The organism is Pseudomonas sp. Irchel 3E20, assembly GCF_900187645.1.
Lineage (GTDB): Bacteria > Pseudomonadota > Gammaproteobacteria > Pseudomonadales > Pseudomonadaceae > Aquipseudomonas.
Map to the genome: position 1 here is coordinate 1 of NZ_FYEE01000019.1, position 16,589 is coordinate 16,589.

At 61.2% G+C, this 16,589-nt stretch carries 18 protein-coding genes and 1 tRNA gene; 6 read left to right on the forward strand and 13 right to left on the reverse strand.

Annotation, left to right across the window (positions count from 1 at the left end; all coding sequences use genetic code 11):
• The first annotated feature begins 17 nt into the window (after positions 1-17).
• The 3 genes from CKW13_RS22955 to CKW13_RS24605 all read left to right on the forward strand — a co-directional run bounded on the left by CKW13_RS22955 (position 18) and on the right by CKW13_RS24605 (position 1,364).
• Complete coding sequence (locus tag CKW13_RS22955) at positions 18-254, forward strand: hypothetical protein (RefSeq protein WP_095111094.1); 237 nt, start codon at positions 18-20, stop codon at positions 252-254.
• A 61-nt stretch (positions 255-315) separates the two neighbouring features.
• Positions 316-849 (forward strand): glycoside hydrolase family 19 protein, encoded by a 534-nt coding sequence (locus CKW13_RS22960; RefSeq protein ID WP_095111060.1) that lies wholly within the window; start codon positions 316-318, stop codon positions 847-849.
• Positions 846-1,364: a lysis system i-spanin subunit Rz gene (locus CKW13_RS24605; RefSeq protein WP_218192070.1), complete on the forward strand. Its 519-nt coding sequence runs from the start codon at positions 846-848 to the stop codon at positions 1,362-1,364. Before CKW13_RS22960 ends, CKW13_RS24605 begins: the two co-directional genes overlap by 4 nt.
• 380 nt (positions 1,365-1,744) lie before the next feature.
• On the opposite strand, the gene CKW13_RS22970 is transcribed toward CKW13_RS24605, so the two are convergent.
• Positions 1,745-2,044 carry a hypothetical protein gene (locus CKW13_RS22970; protein ID WP_095111062.1) on the reverse strand — a complete coding sequence of 100 codons (300 nt, stop codon included), beginning with the start codon at positions 2,042-2,044 and terminating at the stop codon, positions 1,745-1,747.
• A 698-nt stretch (positions 2,045-2,742) separates the two neighbouring features.
• The gene (locus CKW13_RS22975) at positions 2,743-2,952 is read right to left on the reverse strand and encodes a hypothetical protein (RefSeq protein ID WP_095111063.1); all 210 of its coding nucleotides are present in this window, start codon (positions 2,950-2,952) and stop codon (positions 2,743-2,745) included.
• Between the two features lie 190 nt (positions 2,953-3,142).
• On the opposite strand from CKW13_RS22975, the gene CKW13_RS24540 reads away from it, so the two are divergent.
• Entirely contained in the window at positions 3,143-3,307 is a 165-nt protein-coding gene (locus tag CKW13_RS24540) for a hypothetical protein (RefSeq protein ID WP_176465173.1), read from the forward strand.
• A 176-nt stretch (positions 3,308-3,483) separates the two neighbouring features.
• A tRNA-OTHER gene (locus tag CKW13_RS24545) sits at positions 3,484-3,593 on the forward strand.
• Between the two features lie 151 nt (positions 3,594-3,744).
• On the opposite strand, the gene CKW13_RS24310 is transcribed toward CKW13_RS24545, so the two are convergent.
• The 3 genes from CKW13_RS24310 to CKW13_RS22985 form a co-directional block, all read right to left on the reverse strand.
• Entirely contained in the window at positions 3,745-4,299 is a 555-nt protein-coding gene (locus CKW13_RS24310; protein ID WP_141234013.1) for a hypothetical protein, read from the reverse strand.
• Positions 4,300-4,535: 236 nt separating this feature from the next.
• Complete coding sequence (locus CKW13_RS22980; protein WP_095111064.1) at positions 4,536-5,543, reverse strand: acyltransferase; 1,008 nt, start codon at positions 5,541-5,543, stop codon at positions 4,536-4,538.
• Between the two features lie 248 nt (positions 5,544-5,791).
• Entirely contained in the window at positions 5,792-6,574 is a 783-nt protein-coding gene (locus CKW13_RS22985; RefSeq protein WP_095111065.1) for a helix-turn-helix domain-containing protein, read from the reverse strand.
• Between the two features lie 115 nt (positions 6,575-6,689).
• Here CKW13_RS22985 and CKW13_RS22990 point away from each other — a divergent pair, with 115 nt between their 5' ends.
• Positions 6,690-7,571, forward strand: coding sequence for an EamA family transporter (locus CKW13_RS22990; RefSeq protein WP_095111066.1), 882 nt, complete (start codon positions 6,690-6,692; stop codon positions 7,569-7,571).
• 7 nt (positions 7,572-7,578) lie between these two features.
• Here CKW13_RS22990 and CKW13_RS22995 read toward each other — a convergent pair whose 3' ends face one another.
• The 8 genes from CKW13_RS22995 to CKW13_RS23030 form a co-directional block, all read right to left on the reverse strand.
• Positions 7,579-8,055, reverse strand: a complete 477-nt coding sequence (locus CKW13_RS22995; protein ID WP_095111067.1) for a MarR family winged helix-turn-helix transcriptional regulator — start codon at positions 8,053-8,055, stop codon at positions 7,579-7,581.
• A 114-nt stretch (positions 8,056-8,169) separates the two neighbouring features.
• A complete protein-coding gene (locus CKW13_RS23000) occupies positions 8,170-9,705 on the reverse strand; it encodes a methyl-accepting chemotaxis protein (protein ID WP_095111095.1) in 1,536 nt (511 codons plus the stop codon).
• Between the two features lie 51 nt (positions 9,706-9,756).
• On the reverse strand, positions 9,757-10,521 hold the full coding sequence (locus CKW13_RS23005; protein WP_095111068.1) for a class II aldolase/adducin family protein: 765 nt from the start codon (positions 10,519-10,521) through the stop codon (positions 9,757-9,759).
• Between the two features lie 23 nt (positions 10,522-10,544).
• A complete protein-coding gene (locus tag CKW13_RS23010; RefSeq protein ID WP_095111069.1) occupies positions 10,545-11,531 on the reverse strand; it encodes a ketopantoate reductase family protein in 987 nt (328 codons plus the stop codon).
• Positions 11,532-11,588: 57 nt separating this feature from the next.
• The gene (locus CKW13_RS23015; protein WP_095111070.1) at positions 11,589-12,380 is read right to left on the reverse strand and encodes an ABC transporter ATP-binding protein; all 792 of its coding nucleotides are present in this window, start codon (positions 12,378-12,380) and stop codon (positions 11,589-11,591) included.
• Complete coding sequence (locus CKW13_RS23020; protein ID WP_095111071.1) at positions 12,380-14,182, reverse strand: ATP-binding cassette domain-containing protein; 1,803 nt, start codon at positions 14,180-14,182, stop codon at positions 12,380-12,382. Before CKW13_RS23020 ends, CKW13_RS23015 begins: the two co-directional genes overlap by 1 nt.
• The gene (locus CKW13_RS23025) at positions 14,179-15,216 is read right to left on the reverse strand and encodes a branched-chain amino acid ABC transporter permease (protein WP_095111072.1); all 1,038 of its coding nucleotides are present in this window, start codon (positions 15,214-15,216) and stop codon (positions 14,179-14,181) included. Before CKW13_RS23025 ends, CKW13_RS23020 begins: the two co-directional genes overlap by 4 nt.
• 89 nt (positions 15,217-15,305) lie before the next feature.
• The gene (locus CKW13_RS23030; RefSeq protein ID WP_095111073.1) at positions 15,306-16,457 is read right to left on the reverse strand and encodes an ABC transporter substrate-binding protein; all 1,152 of its coding nucleotides are present in this window, start codon (positions 16,455-16,457) and stop codon (positions 15,306-15,308) included.
• Between the last annotated feature and the right edge of the window lie 132 nt (positions 16,458-16,589).

A 16,589-nucleotide genomic window follows, 5' to 3' on the forward strand; every position in this document is an offset into this window, starting at 1 on the left:
AGCCGTCGAGGTGCCCCATGATTGATTTCAGCCAGGTCATCACTGCTGAACAGCAGGAGAGCGAGAAGCGTGCCGCGGCGTTAGAAGGTGCTCGCTCATCTAGGCGCGCCGCTTTTGCGAGCGAGTCAGATCCGCTGCGTTTTGAGGCGGACTATGACGCCATCATCGCGGGAGCTGAGCCGGACTACAGTGCCTGGCTTTCGGCAGTCGCTGCCATCAAACAGCGATACCCGCTGCCAGCCGACGAAAACTGACAGCGCCGCAACTTTAAGCCACCCGCCATCGAGCGGGTATATTTTTGCCTGGAGAAAAGTAATGCCCATCACCGCGCAGCAACTGCTGCTGATCCTCCCTAACGCCGGCGCCAAAGCCGGCGTTTTTGCACCTGTCCTCAACACCGCCATGGGCAAGTTCGGCATTGTCACGCCTGCGCGCGTGGCGGCGTTCATTGCACAGATCGGCCATGAGTCTGGCCAACTGCGCTACGTGCGCGAGATCTGGGGGCCAACCAAGCAGCAGGCCGGGTATGAGGGGCGCAAGGATCTGGGCAATACCGTCGCGGGTGACGGCTCCAAGTTCCGCGGGCGTGGCCTGATCCAGGTCACCGGCCGGGCCAACTACGCGGCATGCGGCGAAGCCCTGGGCCTGGACCTGCTCAAGCACCCCGAGCTGCTTGAGGAGCCCCAGCACGCGGCCATGTCGGCGGCGTGGTTCTGGCATCGGGCGGGGCTGAACACCCTGGCGGATGCCGGCAGCTTCGACAAGATCACCAGCAGGATCAACGGCGGCCAGAACGGCGCGGCGAATCGCCGGGCGCTATACGCGAAAGCGCTGACGGTGCTGGCATGAATCCCGCCACCTGGCGCATTGCTGGCTGGGCAGCGTTGATCCTGGTGCTGATGGCCGGGAGCGGGGCGGGCGCCTGGCAGGTGCAGGACTGGCGCTACGGTAAGCGACTATCGGATCAGGCCATGGCCCACCAGTCCGATCTCGCCACCATCAGCAACGCCGCCAACACCCAAACCCGTCAGGCGCTGGAGAAGCAGCAAGTCGCTGAGCAGGCAAGGGCAGACAACGATGCCAAGGCAACCAAGGAGAAAGCCAATGATCTTGCTGAAAACGAAAGGCTGCGCCGTGCTGCTGACGATTCTGCTCGCCGGCTGCGCATCGCGGGAAGTTGTAGTGCCGGTGGTGGCCACGTGCCCGAAGCCACCAGCGCCGCCAGCCTGGGCAATGCAGGAACCGTCGAACTCACTTCAATTGCTGGACGAACTGTTTTCGATATCAGGGCCGGGATCATTGCCGACCAAGCAGCCTTGAGGGCGGCGCAGACGTATATCAGGGATGTCTGCCAGCGACCCTAGGAGGCCCGGGTTTCGCTTTGTCTTTTTGCGGCCAGCTCTTTTTGACGGTTCTTCTTATCCCATTGGTAGCCCAACCAGAGTGTGGCGATACCGAAAACAACCAGTAGTGCTATCTGATACATGGGCACCATTTTCTCTCTGGAAAAATTAGACACGCAGAAAGATTTGGCAGCATCGTGCAATATTTTTCCGAAGCGCTCAGGTGCGTGACGAGTGAACGGGGATTTGATGGTGGGTTGAACAGGGTTTAAAGAATAGAAAGACCTGCGAGCAGGCCATGGTGGCCTGCTGCAATAACAATCAGGAGTAGCGAGAGTAATAGTGTTTTTTTGTTTCTATAGGTTTTAGGTTGCTACTCTATTTGTGTTGATTTATTGTTTTTAAGATACGCTTCGGCAGCTCTCGCAGCGCCATCCCTTATAACTTTCGGATTTCTCAAGCGCTGCAACCAAATCGCGACCGCCTATACTATTTTGGCAGTTGTTATGTTTTTCATTTGGTTCTTTAATACCCTCGCATTGTTTTTTCAGGAAGGGGTTTACCACCGCCTGCTGCCTTGACGAAAGCGCTCTAAATCCCTTGTCTACGGCCAGCTGGGCGAAGCTTTGTACGCTCGGCTTTTCACCTTGAAATGCGTTTTGCGCGATAAGGGCCGAGAAAATCTCTCGCTCGATAGTCATTCGTTAATCCTTTATTCAATCAACAAGTTTGCTCATGTTTTTTCTTATGCTGAGCAATGCGAAAGCATACGTTACCATTGGGTGTGGTTTTATTGAACTGGGTTTCCATCCAGCTATAAAAGGCATAGCCTCTCATTTTTGGTCAGTAAATGTTGGTTTCTTGGTGTTTAGGATATTTCAATAGATCTTTGTTGCAATTTATTTCTTGTTCGAGAGGGTGGAGAAGTTTCGCTTTGCACTTTAGTGAGGTTGTGCGCTGTGGGAAGCTCCTATCTTTCGCGCTAAATTTAAGGGTGACGATATTTTTTATGAGCTTCTATAAAGTTTCGCGATTCCCTATCCCGGGCTGTCGACCAAATTTGCACGACTGGTAAGTGCGTCCATTCCTGTGCTCTTGGGTGAGCCTCAGAAGCAGGAATGAAAAACCCAGCTTCTGAGGCGGGGTTCGGCATATCGTCCGCAGTCCCACCCCCTAGGTAAAAGCGGTAATAATTGAACTTGCGCAAACTAAACGGTAACTATCCATGGCATCAATCCGCCGTATAAAGCCAAGAAAATCAACTGATACGGCCCGTATTGACACGCCTTTTGACCACTATTTCGGTGGCCAGTGATCGGGCAACAATTGGCCAATCTCACTCACCTGTTAAGTAGACGAGTCAGCACGTCCTTCAGGTCAGCGTCCAGATTGGGGAGCCTCACTTCGGAGTCATCAGAACCGCAAGCGTTATTTTGATGAACTCTTCATTGCGGTCGATCGTATCCAGAGCGCCGCGAACGTTGTCGGCTACGTCGGCAGAGCCCCTCTGCTCCACCCAGTTTGAGAGCTCCATGATGGCAGCCTCAAGTGCGAGTTGGTTCTCGTTGATCTTGAAAAGCAGGGAAGGGAGCAGGTCTGAGTTTGGCATTGTGAATCCTCCTTGGTGTTTTGAGCGTAGCAGGAGGATATTTTGATGGGTTGTGGGAAGGGTATGCATTCGGCAGAACGCCGCAGAGGTGAAGCAGATTTCTACCACTCGCTGTGTCGAAGGCAAAATCTGCCTGGTTCGCATTGAGACGATTAGCAATTAACTGAGTAGATCTCGATGAGAAAAAGTCATGAACGATTTTGATGAAATGGTGGCGGCTGGGCTACCGCTGCTGGAGAAGCCTCCAGAAGAGATTGAGTGCTTACGGCTGGAAGCGGAATCACTTATGGCGGCCATGTCGGATGGTCAGCTTCAGGCGCTAAGGGCATCGGTCCCGGATCGAACGCTTCACTGATACCTGGCCAGATTTTTCGGGCTGTACCAGCGCCGAAGGCTGGCCCACGAGCAGTCGTATGATGATTTTAATGTATAGGGATTGTGATCGTATGGCTGGACGCCGGAAGAGGGGATACTACTGTAGGAATATACAACGCTAAGTTACTGATTCTTATGGATGGTATTTCGTGCTCTGGGCGTGCCAGAAAACCATATTTTTTCTTTATAAATCATAAGCTTATGAATTGCCTGTGGTCACCTTGACATGGTGGGGGTCGTTGGTTCGAGTCCAATCGCGCCTACCAAACAAAATCCGCTCTGCTGGGCGGTCTAGAAGGGCTCACCGAAAGGTGAGCCCTTTTTTGTGCTTCGGATTTCTTGCAGAACGTTCACAAAGTATCGGGTTCGTTCACACTGGACAATGTGAGCGTTGGTTGCACGCTGGTGTTGTTGCGGTCAGGGCAGAGCTGGAGTCAGGCAATGTTCATTGAGAGTGATGCCGAGAATGACAATTTCATTGTGCATTTCGACTGTGCCTTCCAGCACCTCCTTTACCCAGTAGCTCTTAAATTCCCTGCTGTGATATTTGAAAGCCGCTACCTGCGCTCCACCTCCAAGATATTCGCCAGTACCTTCTTCGTACTTCTGTGATGGCTGGTGCGAGATGAGTTGACGGTGTTTGATGGTGTTGCTGAATCCAGCGAGATATTGAAACCAATGAAGCTTGGTGACTCGTGTTAGTTCCGTTCTCAGTTTGCCTTCGGGAAGGCCATCACGCACCTTGCCGATGGTGCAATCCTTTATGTGTAATGGTTTGGGTACTGCGAGCTCGTTAACTATCTGAGCAAAGATGTCAAATGCGGTGTCGCCACGTTCGTACAAGCGGCTGTCGATGTCCTCCAGTGCGACGGTCTGTAGCTTGGCACGGTGCGCAGGCTTTGCGCGAAGGCTATCAGGCCGGCCGTTACCGCTGTGGCGCGGCGGAACAAGTCCGCCGAGCTCTGTGGCCACGGTGAGTCATACCGCTGCCGGTTTTGCCCCTGTTCGATTGAAGACCTGCTTGAGTGCCCTCATACCATTGCAACATCGTCGCAAGAGGATCGCGGCCAATTCCGCGTAGGGAGGTCACGCACTGAGGGCGGGTGTAGTGCGAATTGGCGTGCGCCAATGCCGTGAGCCTCTTCATCTTCTCCGGTGCTGCAATGCCCTCGCGATTGAGCGCCATTCTGTTGGGTGCACGCACGTTCTCAAGCCTTGCTCAGCCCAGGTGCAACCGGCTCCATGGCTTGTGGCCGGGCGTTTGAGCGCGCACGCAGTGTATGCCGAAGTTTCAGCGCCGGTTTTTCAACACAGTAGTAGGTCACCCCACTTAACAAGAAAGACAGCACCAGCACCGCACAAATAATCGGGACGCTGTATTCAACAGGCCAGAAGTGGCGCAGTGCATACATCACCACAAAGTGGTTGAGGAACACGCCATAGCTGATGTTCCCGAAGAACTCGTCAATGGGGTGGTACTTGAGTTTGCTCAGCAGGTACACCGCTGGAATGCCCACGGCGATACCTAGGGTGACTTCGGCATTGAGTATGAGGCGCGTTATAGCGCCGGACATGATGGCCAGGAACAAGAGGGCAGCCACCAGGGTGGTGGTCGCCACGATGAACAACTCTTTTGTTTTAGCCTGGTACAGGTAACTGCCGCACAGAAAGATGAACAAAACTCCCGGCAGCAACCGATAGCCATAGATGTCGTTGTCGATCTTGCCGATGAAAGCAACGGAAAAAACCAATAGCGACGCGAGAAAAAAACCGCCGCGTACCTTGTAAATCAGCAGGAATGGAATCAACAGGTAGAAGCACATTTCAAGCCCAAGGGACCAGGCCGGGGGCAGGATTTGCGGCAGGGTGATGCCGTACATGTAGAAGCCAAGTGGCAGGATCGGCAGGCTGGTCAGGATGTTCTTAGCCGTGAGGGTGGCCGCTTGGGGCGTGCCGGGCAACATGAAGTAAATCACCAGGCAGGACATGACGAAATAGACGATGAACTGCGGGTACAGCCTCAAGAGGCGGTCAAGGTAGAACAGCCCCACTTTATCTAGGCTGCGGTAATGACGCTCAATCAGCGACGTCATCACAAAGCCGCTGATGATAAAGAACGATATAACGGCGACCACACCTAAGTTGACTCCCCAGAACTTCACGCCCATATGGGACAGCGCCACCAGCAGCGCCAGCAATAGTCGATAAGCACCCACACTAAACTCCTTTTTTATATTTATTAGAGGGCAGCCGGGCTATCGGCCTGTGGCCCTTGCGCCCATGGCTTTACTTCAACGGCTTTTCAACAAACACCATACAGCCTCACTGGCGATTCTTATTGTTTCGTCCGTGGCCCCCCGTTGCGCGATGTCAACGTGATGGCAGTATCCCTGTAGATCCCGCGTAATTAAAGAGGGCGCGTGTGGGAAAGGGCTGGTAATGCGAGCCGAAAGCCTGCGGGTGCTTAAAGCGGTTGGCCGACGACATACCGACTCGGCACCTCCCCCAAGACCCGTTTGAATACGGTGGCGAAGGCGCTGGAGCTGCTGTAACCGAGTTCTAGGGCCACCTGTGTCACCGGCTCGCCGTTTCCCAGCCGGGCCACTGCGGCCAGCAGGCAGGCCTGTTGGCGCCATTGCAGGTAGCTGATGCCGGTGTGCAGTCTGAAGAGGCGGGTGAAGGTGCGTCGGCTCATGGCGCTGCGTTGGGCCATGGCGTCGATGCTGATTTCCTGGGAAGGGTGGGCGAGGAACTCCCGGCAGGCCTGCGCCAGGCGAGGTTCTTTGGGCAACGGGGCGTTGAGGGAGAGTGCGGGCATCGCGGCAATTTCATGCAGCAGCAAGCCCATCAGGTGGCCATCGTGGCTCGTGGGGCTGTAGTGCGTGGGGACGTGGATGGCTTTCATCAGCAACTGGCGCAACAGGGGCGATACCTCGACGACCTGGCAGTGCGCCGCGAGCCCGAGGCGTTGCCCGGCCTGTGGGTGAATGTAAGTGTTGAGCATGGTGACCGGCCCGCGCATGTGCATGGAGTGCTGCACTTGGGCCGGCACCCAGATGCCGCGCTGGGGCGGGACGACCCAGTTGCCTTCGTCGGTGAACACCGTGATGACGCCGCGTGCGGCGTAGGCGAATTGCCCACGTTGATGGGTGTGCGCGGCGAACAACTGAGCGTCGGCGTACTCGCAAGCGGTCACAACGGCGTCGCGCTCTACGTTCTGGTCAGGGTCGAGGGTGGCATTGTTCATGGCCTGATTTTAATAGTATTTGTCCCTGGCCTGAAAGCGGGCCATTTCCTGGTACGGCATATTCCCCGCCGTATCGCGCCATTGCGCTTCGCTATCGGGGGAAACACAGGCCACCATGCAGAAAAAACACATCCTACTCGCCGTCCTGGTGACGGCCGTTTGGGGGCTGAATTTCCCCATCACCAAGCTCGGCCTTGCCGGCATCGACCCACTGCTATTGACCGCGCTGCGCTTCACCCTGGCCGCGTTGCCCTGGGTGTTTTTCATCAAGCGGCCGCAGGTTGCCCTGCGCTGGTTGGCGGCTTATGGGTTGATTTTTGGCGTCGCTATGTGGGCCCTGATTAACCTGGGGATCGCCCTGGGGGTGCCGCCGGGCAGCGCGTCGCTCTTGATCCAGTTCAGCGCGTTTTTCACCTTGGGGTGGGGCGTTTTGCTGTTCCACGAAAGCCTCACACTGCCCCAGGTGCTCGGCATGCTGCTGGCGGCGGTGGGGCTGGTGGGCGTCGTGCTGGACGGCGCCGGGCCAGGCACCGCCCTGGGTTTTGCCCTGGTACTGGCCAGTGCCTTGGCCTGGAGCCTGGGCAATGTGGTCATCAAGGTGTCGAAGGTGCGGGAGATTTTTGCGTTTGTGGTGTGGGCCAGCCTGTTTGCCCCTGTGCCGCTGTTCCTGCTGACGTGGTGGCTGCACGGTGCGGCGCCCTTTACGGCGCTGCCGGGGCAGTTGCACGGGGTCACGCTGTTTTCCCTGGCCTTCCAGGTGTATGGCGCCACGCACCTGTGCTACTGGGGTTGGAACCTGTTGTTGCGCGAATACCCGGTGTCGCGGGTGGCGCCGCTGTCGCTGCTGATTCCGGTGTTCGGCATCGTCAGTTCCCTGCTGATGCTCGGCCAGCGCCCCAGTGCTGCGGGTTTGGCTTCGATGGGGCTGATTTTGCTGGCGCTGTTCATCGGCTCGCGGCCCGGGCGGGTGCTGTGGGCGCGGCCCAGGCTAGGGTGAGCAGGCTTTAGTCTTGCGGCAGGTTGTTGAAGATTTTTTCCAGCGTGGCGTTGAGCTTGGTGATCTGTGCTTCGGTCAGGCCCTTGAAGCTGGTGCGGAAGATGTCGCTGGTGCCGTGCTGGATCTCTTCGATGGTATGGCGCCCGGTTTCGGTGAGGGAAACCTGGGTCACCCGGCCGTCGCTGGCGCAGGTGTTGGTTTCGACCAGGCCGTCGGCTTTCATGCGGTAGACGATTTTGGTGATGGTCGAGAGCTTGGCGATGGCGTGGATGGAAATTTCCGAAATGCTCGATTCGCCGTTTTCCTTGAGGATGAACAGGATCCGCCAGCGCGGGATGTCCATGTCGATTTTCTTCAGCGCTTTCTCCATGGCCATGGAGTAGCGTCCATGCAGGCGAGCCAGCCAGTAGAAGGGGAACTCTTCTTTCTTGAAGTCCTCACTGGCGGGGTTGTATCGGCTCAGGCGCTTTTTCGGGGTGGTCATAAAGGTTGGCGTAGTCTTTCTGGTGAGCTTGGGTGGAGTCGCGGGCGCCATTGTCGCGCTGCCCGCGGCAAAAGACCAGCGCACGCCAGGCCTGTGGCACTGCGGCGGAGCGCCTCAGCCCTGGAGAAACCGCTGGGCCAGGTCGAGTTGGGAGTTGGCCAGTTGATGCAGCTCATCGCCGATCTGGGTACTGCGCCGGGATTGGTCGCTGCTGGTCTGCGCCAGGCTGACGATCTGGGCGATCTGCCCGTTGATGTCCTGGGCCACCTGGCCTTGCTCTTCGATGGCCGAGGCCATCTGTAAACTCATCCCGGAAATCTGCCCGACCTCGTCGCAGATGCGCCGCAGGGCGGCTTGCACCTGGGTCACGTCCTCGCGCGATTGCCGCGCGGCCGACTCGCCCCGTTGTGCCGTGGCCAGGGCCAGGGCGCTGCCGTCACGTAGCTGCTCGATGGAGCGCTGGATCTGCTCGGTGGATTCGCGAGTGCGGGTGGCGAGGGTGCGTACTTCGTCGGCGACCACCGCAAAGCCACGGCCGCTCTCACCGGCGCGGGCCGCTTCGATGGCGGCATTGAGCGCCAGCAGGTTGGTCTGTTCGGCGATGCTGCGGATCACATGGGCCACGCCGCTGATGGACTCGATGGATTCGGCCAAGTGGTCCACGGCCTCGCCAATTTCCTCCACTGAGGTGCACAACCCGGTCATCGAGCGCTGGCTCTGCCCGGACAGGCGATCGCCGTCGCGGGCCAGGCGATCCACGGCCTGCGTGGCCTGGGCCGTGTGTTGCAGGTTGCGCGACAGTTCCTGGATGGTTGCGCTCATTTGCTCCACCGCGGCGGCGGATTGCTCGGCTTCTTCGAGTTGCCGTTGCAGGTGGCCCGACTGGGCTTGCACCAGGTGGGACGATTCCTGTGCCCGTTGGCGCACGGTTTCGCCGTTGATCTGGATGCGCGCCATGACCGTGCGCATCCGCGTGTTCTGGCTGTTGAGGGCCATGTCGAAACAGCTGGCGATGCCGTTGCTGTCATCGTGCAGCGGCGCCAGCAAGGCATCGCTGTAGACCTGCGCGTGCCGGGCCATGACCCGGCGGCCATCGGCGTGCAGTTTGGCGCGGCCCTGGCAGGCCGCCGCGAACACACCGCCCAGCACCAGCAGGCCCGGTACCAGGTCGATCTGCCCACCCAGCAGGGCGCCGCTCACCGCCAACCCCAGCAGCCAGGCGATGCCGTGGCTGCTGGCGTGTTCGCGCACTTGCCGGGCAACGCTCAGCGGGCCGTGGCCGTCGTTCAGCCGGCGGTAGAGGCGTTGCGCCCGCAAGCTCGTGGCCGGGTCCAGTGGGTGGTACACCGTGCCCAACGCATTCAACTGGCCGTCCTCGAACAGCGGCACCACATAGAGGGTGCGCCAGAAGCTCAGGCCCTGTTTGTCGCGGCCCATCACCGGCGCCGTCCAGGGCACGCCACCGTGCAGGGTTTGCCACATGCGCTCGATGACGAGCGCGGGCATTTGCGGGTGGTTGATGAGTTCGTGGGGCTGGTTGAGCAACTCCTCCCGGGTGTAGCCGCTGAGCGCCAGGTAGGCGTCGTTGCAGGCCAGCAGGTGGCCGCGGGTGTCCAGGCGCGAAATCGGCAGTTCCGCTGGCGCGGCCACGAGGGCCGGCGCGGTGTGTTCCTTTGGGTTAGCCACGCGATGCTCCTGCGATTACCAGCACTGGCCGCGTTCGGCGCGCATTTTGCGCACCATGGCGTCGAAGAATTTCACCGCAAAACCGCTTTCGCGGATAAGCATGGCGGTGAGCTCGGCGCATTTTTCGCTGATGGCCTCGGGCAGCGGGTTGTCCTCACCGCCCAGGGCGCCGGCCTGGCATTGGATCTCGGCGGCACGCTGCACCGTCCACAGCAGGAAGAACGCCTTGGCGATGCTGCTTTCGCCCACCGCGATGCCGTGGTTGCGCAGCACCAGGATGTGCTTGTCGCCGAGGCTGTCGATCATCCGCGCCTTTTCGTCATCGAACAGGGTGATGCCCTCGAACGTGTGGTAACCGATGCGCCCGTAGAGCTGTGCGCCGTAGAAGTCGTGGTGGGCGAAACCGGCCTTTTTCATGACGATGGCCGAGATAGGTGTGGTGTGGGTGTGGATCAGGCACTGGATGTCCTCCCGCGCGCCGTGCACCGCACTGTGCAGGGCGAAACCGGCGGGGTTGGCGTCGTAGGGCGAGTCTTCGAGTTTCTTGCCGTGCAGATCGACCTTGAGCAGGTTGGCCGGCGTCACCTCGGTGTAGTTGAGGCCGAACGGGTTGACCAGGTAATGGTGGGCCGGGCCGGGCAGGCGCGCGGAGATGTGGTTGAAAATGGTTTCGGTCCAGCCGAAGAAATCCACCAGGTGGTAGCACTGCGCAAGTTGCACGCGCAGCGCCCATTCGGCGTCGTCGCAGGTGAGGGGTTGGGCCAATGGCGATGGGTTCATGTCGCAGTCCTTGTGGCAGTGAGTCAGGGGTGGGCCTGTTCGCCGCGAAAGCGGGCCAGGGTGATGAGGTGCCGGGTGACGGGCATGGGGATGGCCATGCTGTCGGCCAGTTCCAGGACGGCGTCGCCGATGGCGGCCAGCTCCAGGCCCCGGCCTTTTTCGTAGTCTTGCAGCATCGAGGTGCGCACCGCGCCCATGGCGGCGCCCAGTTCCAGGAAGGTCTGCGGGTCGATGCTCACCCGGGCGCCGTAGGCAGCGGCCGTGAGCAGCGCTTCGTGCAGGCAACTGCTCACCAGGTCACGCAATTGCGGCAGGCTGTAGAGCTGTTCCAGGGTGGCGCCGGTAATCACCGAGAGCGGGTTGGAGGTGAGGTTGGCGATGATCTTGGTCCACAGGTTGTCGCGGATGCGCTCGGTGGCCCGCGCCTCGATGCCGACGCTTTCCACCAGCGCGCGTACTCGCTCCAGGCGGGGGCTGAGGCGGTTGTCTGGCTCGCCGAAAATCATCAGGTGCGGGGTGTGGGACTCGGACACGGCGCTGGCCGGGCAGTGGGCGGTGATGAACACCACGCAACCGATGACGTGGCGCAGGTCCAGGGCCTGGCTGAGCGCCGAGTCGGGATCGACCGCGTTGACCCGCTGCCCGTCGAAGCGCCCGCCCTCGCCGTGGAAGTACCACCAGGGCACCCCGTTGACCACCGGCACCACCACCGTCTCGGCGCCGATCATCGGTTGCAGTTGCGCCAGCAGCACGCCCAGGGCCTGGGCCTTGGCGCAGACAAAAATCAGGTCCTGCTCGCCCAGGCTGGCGGCGTCGTCGCTGGCCTCGACCTGCACGTGGTGGTGGCCGTCCAGGTCGGTCAGGTGGATGCCGTCGCGCTGGATTGCGGCCAGGGTTTCGCCACGGGCCAGGACTTTGACCGTGTGGCCATGGCCCGCCAGGCGGGCGGCGAGGGTGCAGCCGATGGCACCGGCACCGGCAATGCCGATGCGCAGGGGGGAAGGGTTCATCGCGACTCCGGGTGTTCACAAGGCGGCGCCATTGCCGGCGCCGGGGTAGGGCGTGGCTCAGGTGGCGAGCATTTCCTGGTGCTTGCTGGCCAGGCCCAGGTAGGCCTCGATCACCCGTGGGTCGTCGGCCAGTTGCCGGGCCGGGCCCTGCATGGCGATCTGGCCGGTTTCCAGCACGTAGGCGTAGTCGGCCACCCGCAGGGCGGCGCGGGCGTTCTGCTCCACCAGCAGGATCGACACCCCTTGCTCGCGCAGGGCGGTGATGATGCGGAAAATCTCCCGGGTAATCAGCGGCGCCAGGCCCAGGCTCGGTTCGTCGAGCATCAGCAGTTTGGGCTTGGCCATCAACGCCCGGCCCACGGCAAGCATCTGCCGCTCGCCGCCGGAGAGGGTCGCGGCCAGTTGTTCGCGGCGTTCCCACAGGCGCGGGAACAGTTCGTAGATTTCCCCCAGGGTCTGGCTGTAGTTCCGCTCGCCCCGGCGATGGCGCTGGAAGGCGCCCAGTAGCAGGTTGTCGGCCACGCTCATGCTGGTGAACAACTCGCGTTTTTCCGGCACCAGGCCCAGGCCACGGGAAACCATCACTTCCACCTCGGGCAGGGTTTGCAGGCTGCCGTCGAAATGCACCTGGCCGCGTGAGCCGAGCACGCCCATGATCGCCGACAGCAAGGTGGTTTTGCCCGCGCCGTTGGGGCCGATCACGGTGACGATCTGGCCCTTGCCCACGGTCAGGCTGGCGTCACTCAGGGCTTCGACCTTGCCGTAGGCCACGCTCAGGCCCTTGATGTCGAGCACGGCATCGTCCACCCGGTTGCGCGGCGCGAGTTGCGGTTGCACTGGCATGTTCATCATTCCACTCCTCCCAAATAGGCTTCCAACACGGCCGGGTCCTTCTGTACGTCTTCGGGCAGGCCCTGGGCGATGCGTTGGCCGAATTCCATGACCACCACGCGGTCCACCAGGCCCATGACGAAGTCCATGTCGTGTTCCACCAGCAAAATCGCCATGCCTTCGCTGCGCAGGCGGCTGAGCAGCAGGCCGAGGGCTTCTTTTTCTTTCAGGCGCAGCCCCGCGGCGGGTTCGTCGAGCAGCAGCAGGCACGGGTCGGCGCACAGGGCGCGGGCGATTTCCAAAATGCGCTGTTGGCCCAGGGCCAGGCTGCCGGCCTCTTCATACAAGTAGTCGCCCAGGCCTACGCGCTCGAGCTGGCGCTTGGCTTCGCCGAGCAGGGCCGCTTCTTCGCGCCGCTCCAGGTGCAGGGCCGCGGACATCACGCCTTGCTGGCCGCGCAGGTGGGCGCCGATGGCGACGTTCTCCAGCACACTCATGTTGCCCAGCAGTTTTACGTGCTGGAAGGTGCGGCTCATGCCCATGCGCGCCACTTGCCGCGAGTTGAGGCCGTTGATCTTCTGGCCCCTGAACAGCACCTCGCCGCTGCTCGGTGTATCGACACCCGAGAGCTGGTTGAACAAGGTGCTTTTGCCGGCGCCGTTGGGGCCGATCAGGGCGAGGATTTCCCCCGAGTGGATCTCCAGGCTCATGTCGTTGTTGGCCACCAACCCGCCAAAGCGCTTGGTCACGTGGCGTGCCTCCAGGATCAGCTCGCCGTGCTTGGGCAGCTCCCGGCACGTCAGCGGCGCGGCGTCGGTATCGACCGTCTGCACCTTGTTACGCACCTTCAAGCGGGCGGGCACCAGGCGCATCAGCAACGGCCACAAGCCTCCCGGTGCGCGCTGCATCAGCACCACGATGAGGATGCCGAACACGATGATTTCGTAGTTGCCGGTGTTGCCCAGCAGGTGCGGCAGCCAGTCCTGCAACCATTGCTTGAGCAGGGTCAGGATGCCCGCGCCGAGCAGTGCGCCCCACACGCTGCCCACGCCGCCGATCAGGGCCATGAACAGGTAATCGATGCCCATGTTCAGGCCAAAGGGCGTGGGGTTGACGAAGCGTTGGGTGTGGGCATACAGCCAGCCGGAAACGGCGGCGAATACTGCCGAGATGACGAAGATCACCATCTTGGAGCGAAAGGTGTTCACCCCCATCGCCTCGGCCATCACCTGGCCGCCCTTGAGGGCGCGGATGGCGCGGCCTTCGCGCGAGTTCAGGAGGTTCTGGGTGATGACGATGGCGAGCAGCAGCAGGGCCCAGATCAGGTAGAACATGTTCTCGCCCTTATCCAGCTTCAGGCCGAACAGGGAAACCGACGGCAAGCCGCCGACGCCGGTGTGCCCGCCGAGGGATTCGAGGGTGCCGAACAGGTAATACAGCGACAGGCCCCAGGCAATGGTGCCCAGCGGCAGGTAGTGCCCGGACAGTTTCAGGGTCAGCGCACCCAGCACCAGGGCCACCGAGGCGGTGAGCGCCACGCCCACCAACAGGGTCAGCCAGGGCGACACCGCGGCCCAGGCCAGCCAACCCGGCAATTGCTCGGCGGTGGTCAGGTAGGCCGAGGTGTAGGCGCCCAGGCCGACGAACGCAGCCTGGCCGAAACTGGTCATGCCGCCGACGCCGGTGAGCAGCACCAGGCCCAGCACCACCAGGGCGTACATGCCGATGTAGTTGAGCAAGGTCACGTAGTAGGGCGGCAACAGCAGCGGCGCGACGCCCACCACCAGCAACAGGGCGAGTAACAGATAGCGTGGGTTCATTCTTCTTCCTCCACATGACGGCTGGTGAACGAACGCCACAGCAGGAACGGAATAATCAGGGTGAACACGATGATCTCTTTATAGGTACTGGCCCAGAACATCGAGAACGCTTCGATCAACCCCACCGCCAGGGCGCCGACGGCGGCCACCGGGTAACTGACCAAGCCGCCGATGATGGCGCCGACGAAGCCCTTGAGGCTGATGACGAAGCCGGAATCGAAATAGAGGGTGGTGATTGGCGCGATCAAAATCCCCGACAGCGTGCCAATCAGGGCGGCCAGCAGGAAGGTGGACTTGCCCGCCAGGGTCGGCGAAATACCCATCAGCCGCGCGCCCATGCGGTTTACCGCCGTGGCGCGCAAAGCCTTGCCGTAGAGCGTGCGTTCGAAGAACAGGTAGAGGCCCACGATCAACCCCAGCGACACCGCCAGCACCCACAGCGTCTGGCTGTTGAACGTCACCGGGCCCAACTCCAGCCCGGCCTCGGAGAACGGCCGGGTGCGTGCGCCTTCGGGGCCGAACAGCAGCAGGGCGATGCCGACCATGCTCACGTGCACCGCGATGGAGACGATCAGCAGCACCAGGGAGCTGGCCGAGGCAATCGGCTGGAACACCAGGCGATAGATCTGTGGCCCCAAAGGCACCACCAGCGCCAGGGTCAGCAGCGCTTGCACTGCCATCGGCAATTCGGCCAGGGGCAAGGTATGGATCAGCACCGCCAGCAGGGCGGCGTAGGCAAGCTTGAAAACAACGCGCCGGGGGAAACGAAAGGCCTGGCTCGAACGCGCCGCACCCCACAGGTCGAGGGCGCAGTCGAGCAACGTCAGGCCCAGCAGCAACCAGACCAGGGCGGTGGGGTGGCCGCTCTGCAAGGTGGCCATGGTCAAGGCGCCGTAGGTCACGAACTCACCTTGGGGGATCAGCAGGATCCGGGTCACGGTGAACACCAGGAGGATCGACAGGGCCAGCAGCGCGTAGATCGCGCCATTGGTCATGCCGTCCTGGCCCAGCAGCATGGCTATCTGGAAATTCATAAATGAGAGCTCTTTCTACCGATTGAATATCAGGCCCGCAGGCCGACCCGGGTCAGGCGTCGGCACGCGGGCAGGGCGACCGGTGTCGATTAGTTGTCGCGCAGCAACTTCCAGGTGCCGTTTTTCACCACGATCAGCTCGCGGCCGCGCTGGTCGAAGCCGCTGTGGTCTTGCGGCGTCATGTTGTAGACCCCTTGGGTGCCGGCCACTTCATGGCTTTGTTCCAGGGCATCGCGCAGGGCCGCGCGAAACTGCGGGGTGCCGGGGGCGGCCTTGCTCGCGGCAATCGGGATCGCTTGCTTGAGCAGCAGGCCGGCGTCGAAGGTGTTGCCGCCGAAGGTCGCCGGTTGGCTACCGTTGAGTTTTTCGTAGGCCTGGGTGTAGTCGCGGGCGATGGTCTTGGACGGATGGCTGTCGGGGATCTCATCGAGCACCAGCATCAGGCTCGCGGCGAGGATGGTGCCTTCGACCTTCTTGCCGCCCAGCTTGAGGAAGTCCGGCAGCGCCGCGCCGTGGGTCTGGTAGACCTGGCCGCGATAGCCCTGGTCGAACAGGGTGGTCTGCGGCATCACCGCCGAGCTGCCCGGCGCGGCCACCAGTACCGCGTCGGGGCGGGTGGCGAGAATTTTCAGGCTTTGGCCCGTCACCGACGTGTCCTGGCGCTGGAAGCGCTCGTTGGCCACGACCTTGATGTTCTGCTGCGCGGCCAGGCCGGCCATGACCTTGGCCCAGTTCTCGCCGTAGGGGTCGGCGGTGCCGATGAAACCGAGGGTCTTCACGCCTTTCTTGGCCATGTGCTCGAACAGCGCGGTGGCGATCAGGTCATCGTTTTGCGTGGTCTTGAACACCCATTTCTTCTGCTCGGTCATGGGCAGCACCACAGCGGCGGTGCCCACCGGCGCCAGCAGTGGCACGCCGGCCTCGGCGACGAACTGGATCACCCCCATGGCATTGGGCGAGCCGCTTGGGCCGATGATGGCATCGACATTTTCTTCGTCGATCAGCTTCTTCAGGGCCTTCACCGTGGCCGTCGGGTCGCTGCCGTCATCCAGCGAGATGTACTTCACTGCGTGGTCGCCTGCCTGGGTGGGCAGCAGCGGCACAGTGTTTTTCTGCGGCAGGCCAACCAACGCAATCGGCCCGGTGGAGGAGGTGATGACACCGATTTTCACTTCGGCTTGCGCAGCGGTGGCGCAGGCGGCACTCAACAACAACGTGGACACGGCTTTTCTGAAAAACATGACTTTCTCCGAAGAGTTGCAACGCTGCAAAAGGCTAATTGGCCAGCCGCCTCGACCACGCGGGGTGCGAGCACGGCCCAAGGTGCGGCCCTATTTGTTTTTTTGGTGAACGGTTGCTGTGCCCAGGCTCTG

Bases quoted from the DNA above. Each gene is read 5' to 3' on its own strand.
- CKW13_RS22955 (WP_095111094.1), top strand. From the start codon at position 18: ATGATTGATTTCAGCCAGGTCATCACTGCTGAACAGCAGGAGAGCGAG.
- CKW13_RS22960 (WP_095111060.1), top strand. From the start codon at position 316: ATGCCCATCACCGCGCAGCAACTGCTGCTGATCCTCCCTAACGCCGGC.
- CKW13_RS24605 (WP_218192070.1), top strand. From the start codon at position 846: ATGAATCCCGCCACCTGGCGCATTGCTGGCTGGGCAGCGTTGATCCTG.
- CKW13_RS22970 (WP_095111062.1), bottom strand. From the start codon at position 2,044: ATGACTATCGAGCGAGAGATTTTCTCGGCCCTTATCGCGCAAAACGCA.
- CKW13_RS22975 (WP_095111063.1), bottom strand. From the start codon at position 2,952: ATGCCAAACTCAGACCTGCTCCCTTCCCTGCTTTTCAAGATCAACGAG.
- CKW13_RS24540 (WP_176465173.1), top strand. From the start codon at position 3,143: ATGAACGATTTTGATGAAATGGTGGCGGCTGGGCTACCGCTGCTGGAG.
- CKW13_RS22985 (WP_095111065.1), bottom strand. From the start codon at position 6,574: ATGAACAATGCCACCCTCGACCCTGACCAGAACGTAGAGCGCGACGCC.
- CKW13_RS22990 (WP_095111066.1), top strand. From the start codon at position 6,690: ATGCAGAAAAAACACATCCTACTCGCCGTCCTGGTGACGGCCGTTTGG.
- CKW13_RS22995 (WP_095111067.1), bottom strand. From the start codon at position 8,055: ATGACCACCCCGAAAAAGCGCCTGAGCCGATACAACCCCGCCAGTGAG.
- CKW13_RS23005 (WP_095111068.1), bottom strand. From the start codon at position 10,521: ATGAACCCATCGCCATTGGCCCAACCCCTCACCTGCGACGACGCCGAA.
- CKW13_RS23010 (WP_095111069.1), bottom strand. From the start codon at position 11,531: ATGAACCCTTCCCCCCTGCGCATCGGCATTGCCGGTGCCGGTGCCATC.
- CKW13_RS23015 (WP_095111070.1), bottom strand. From the start codon at position 12,380: ATGAACATGCCAGTGCAACCGCAACTCGCGCCGCGCAACCGGGTGGAC.
- CKW13_RS23020 (WP_095111071.1), bottom strand. From the start codon at position 14,182: ATGAACCCACGCTATCTGTTACTCGCCCTGTTGCTGGTGGTGGGCGTC.
- CKW13_RS23025 (WP_095111072.1), bottom strand. From the start codon at position 15,216: ATGAATTTCCAGATAGCCATGCTGCTGGGCCAGGACGGCATGACCAAT.
- CKW13_RS23030 (WP_095111073.1), bottom strand. From the start codon at position 16,457: ATGTTTTTCAGAAAAGCCGTGTCCACGTTGTTGTTGAGTGCCGCCTGC.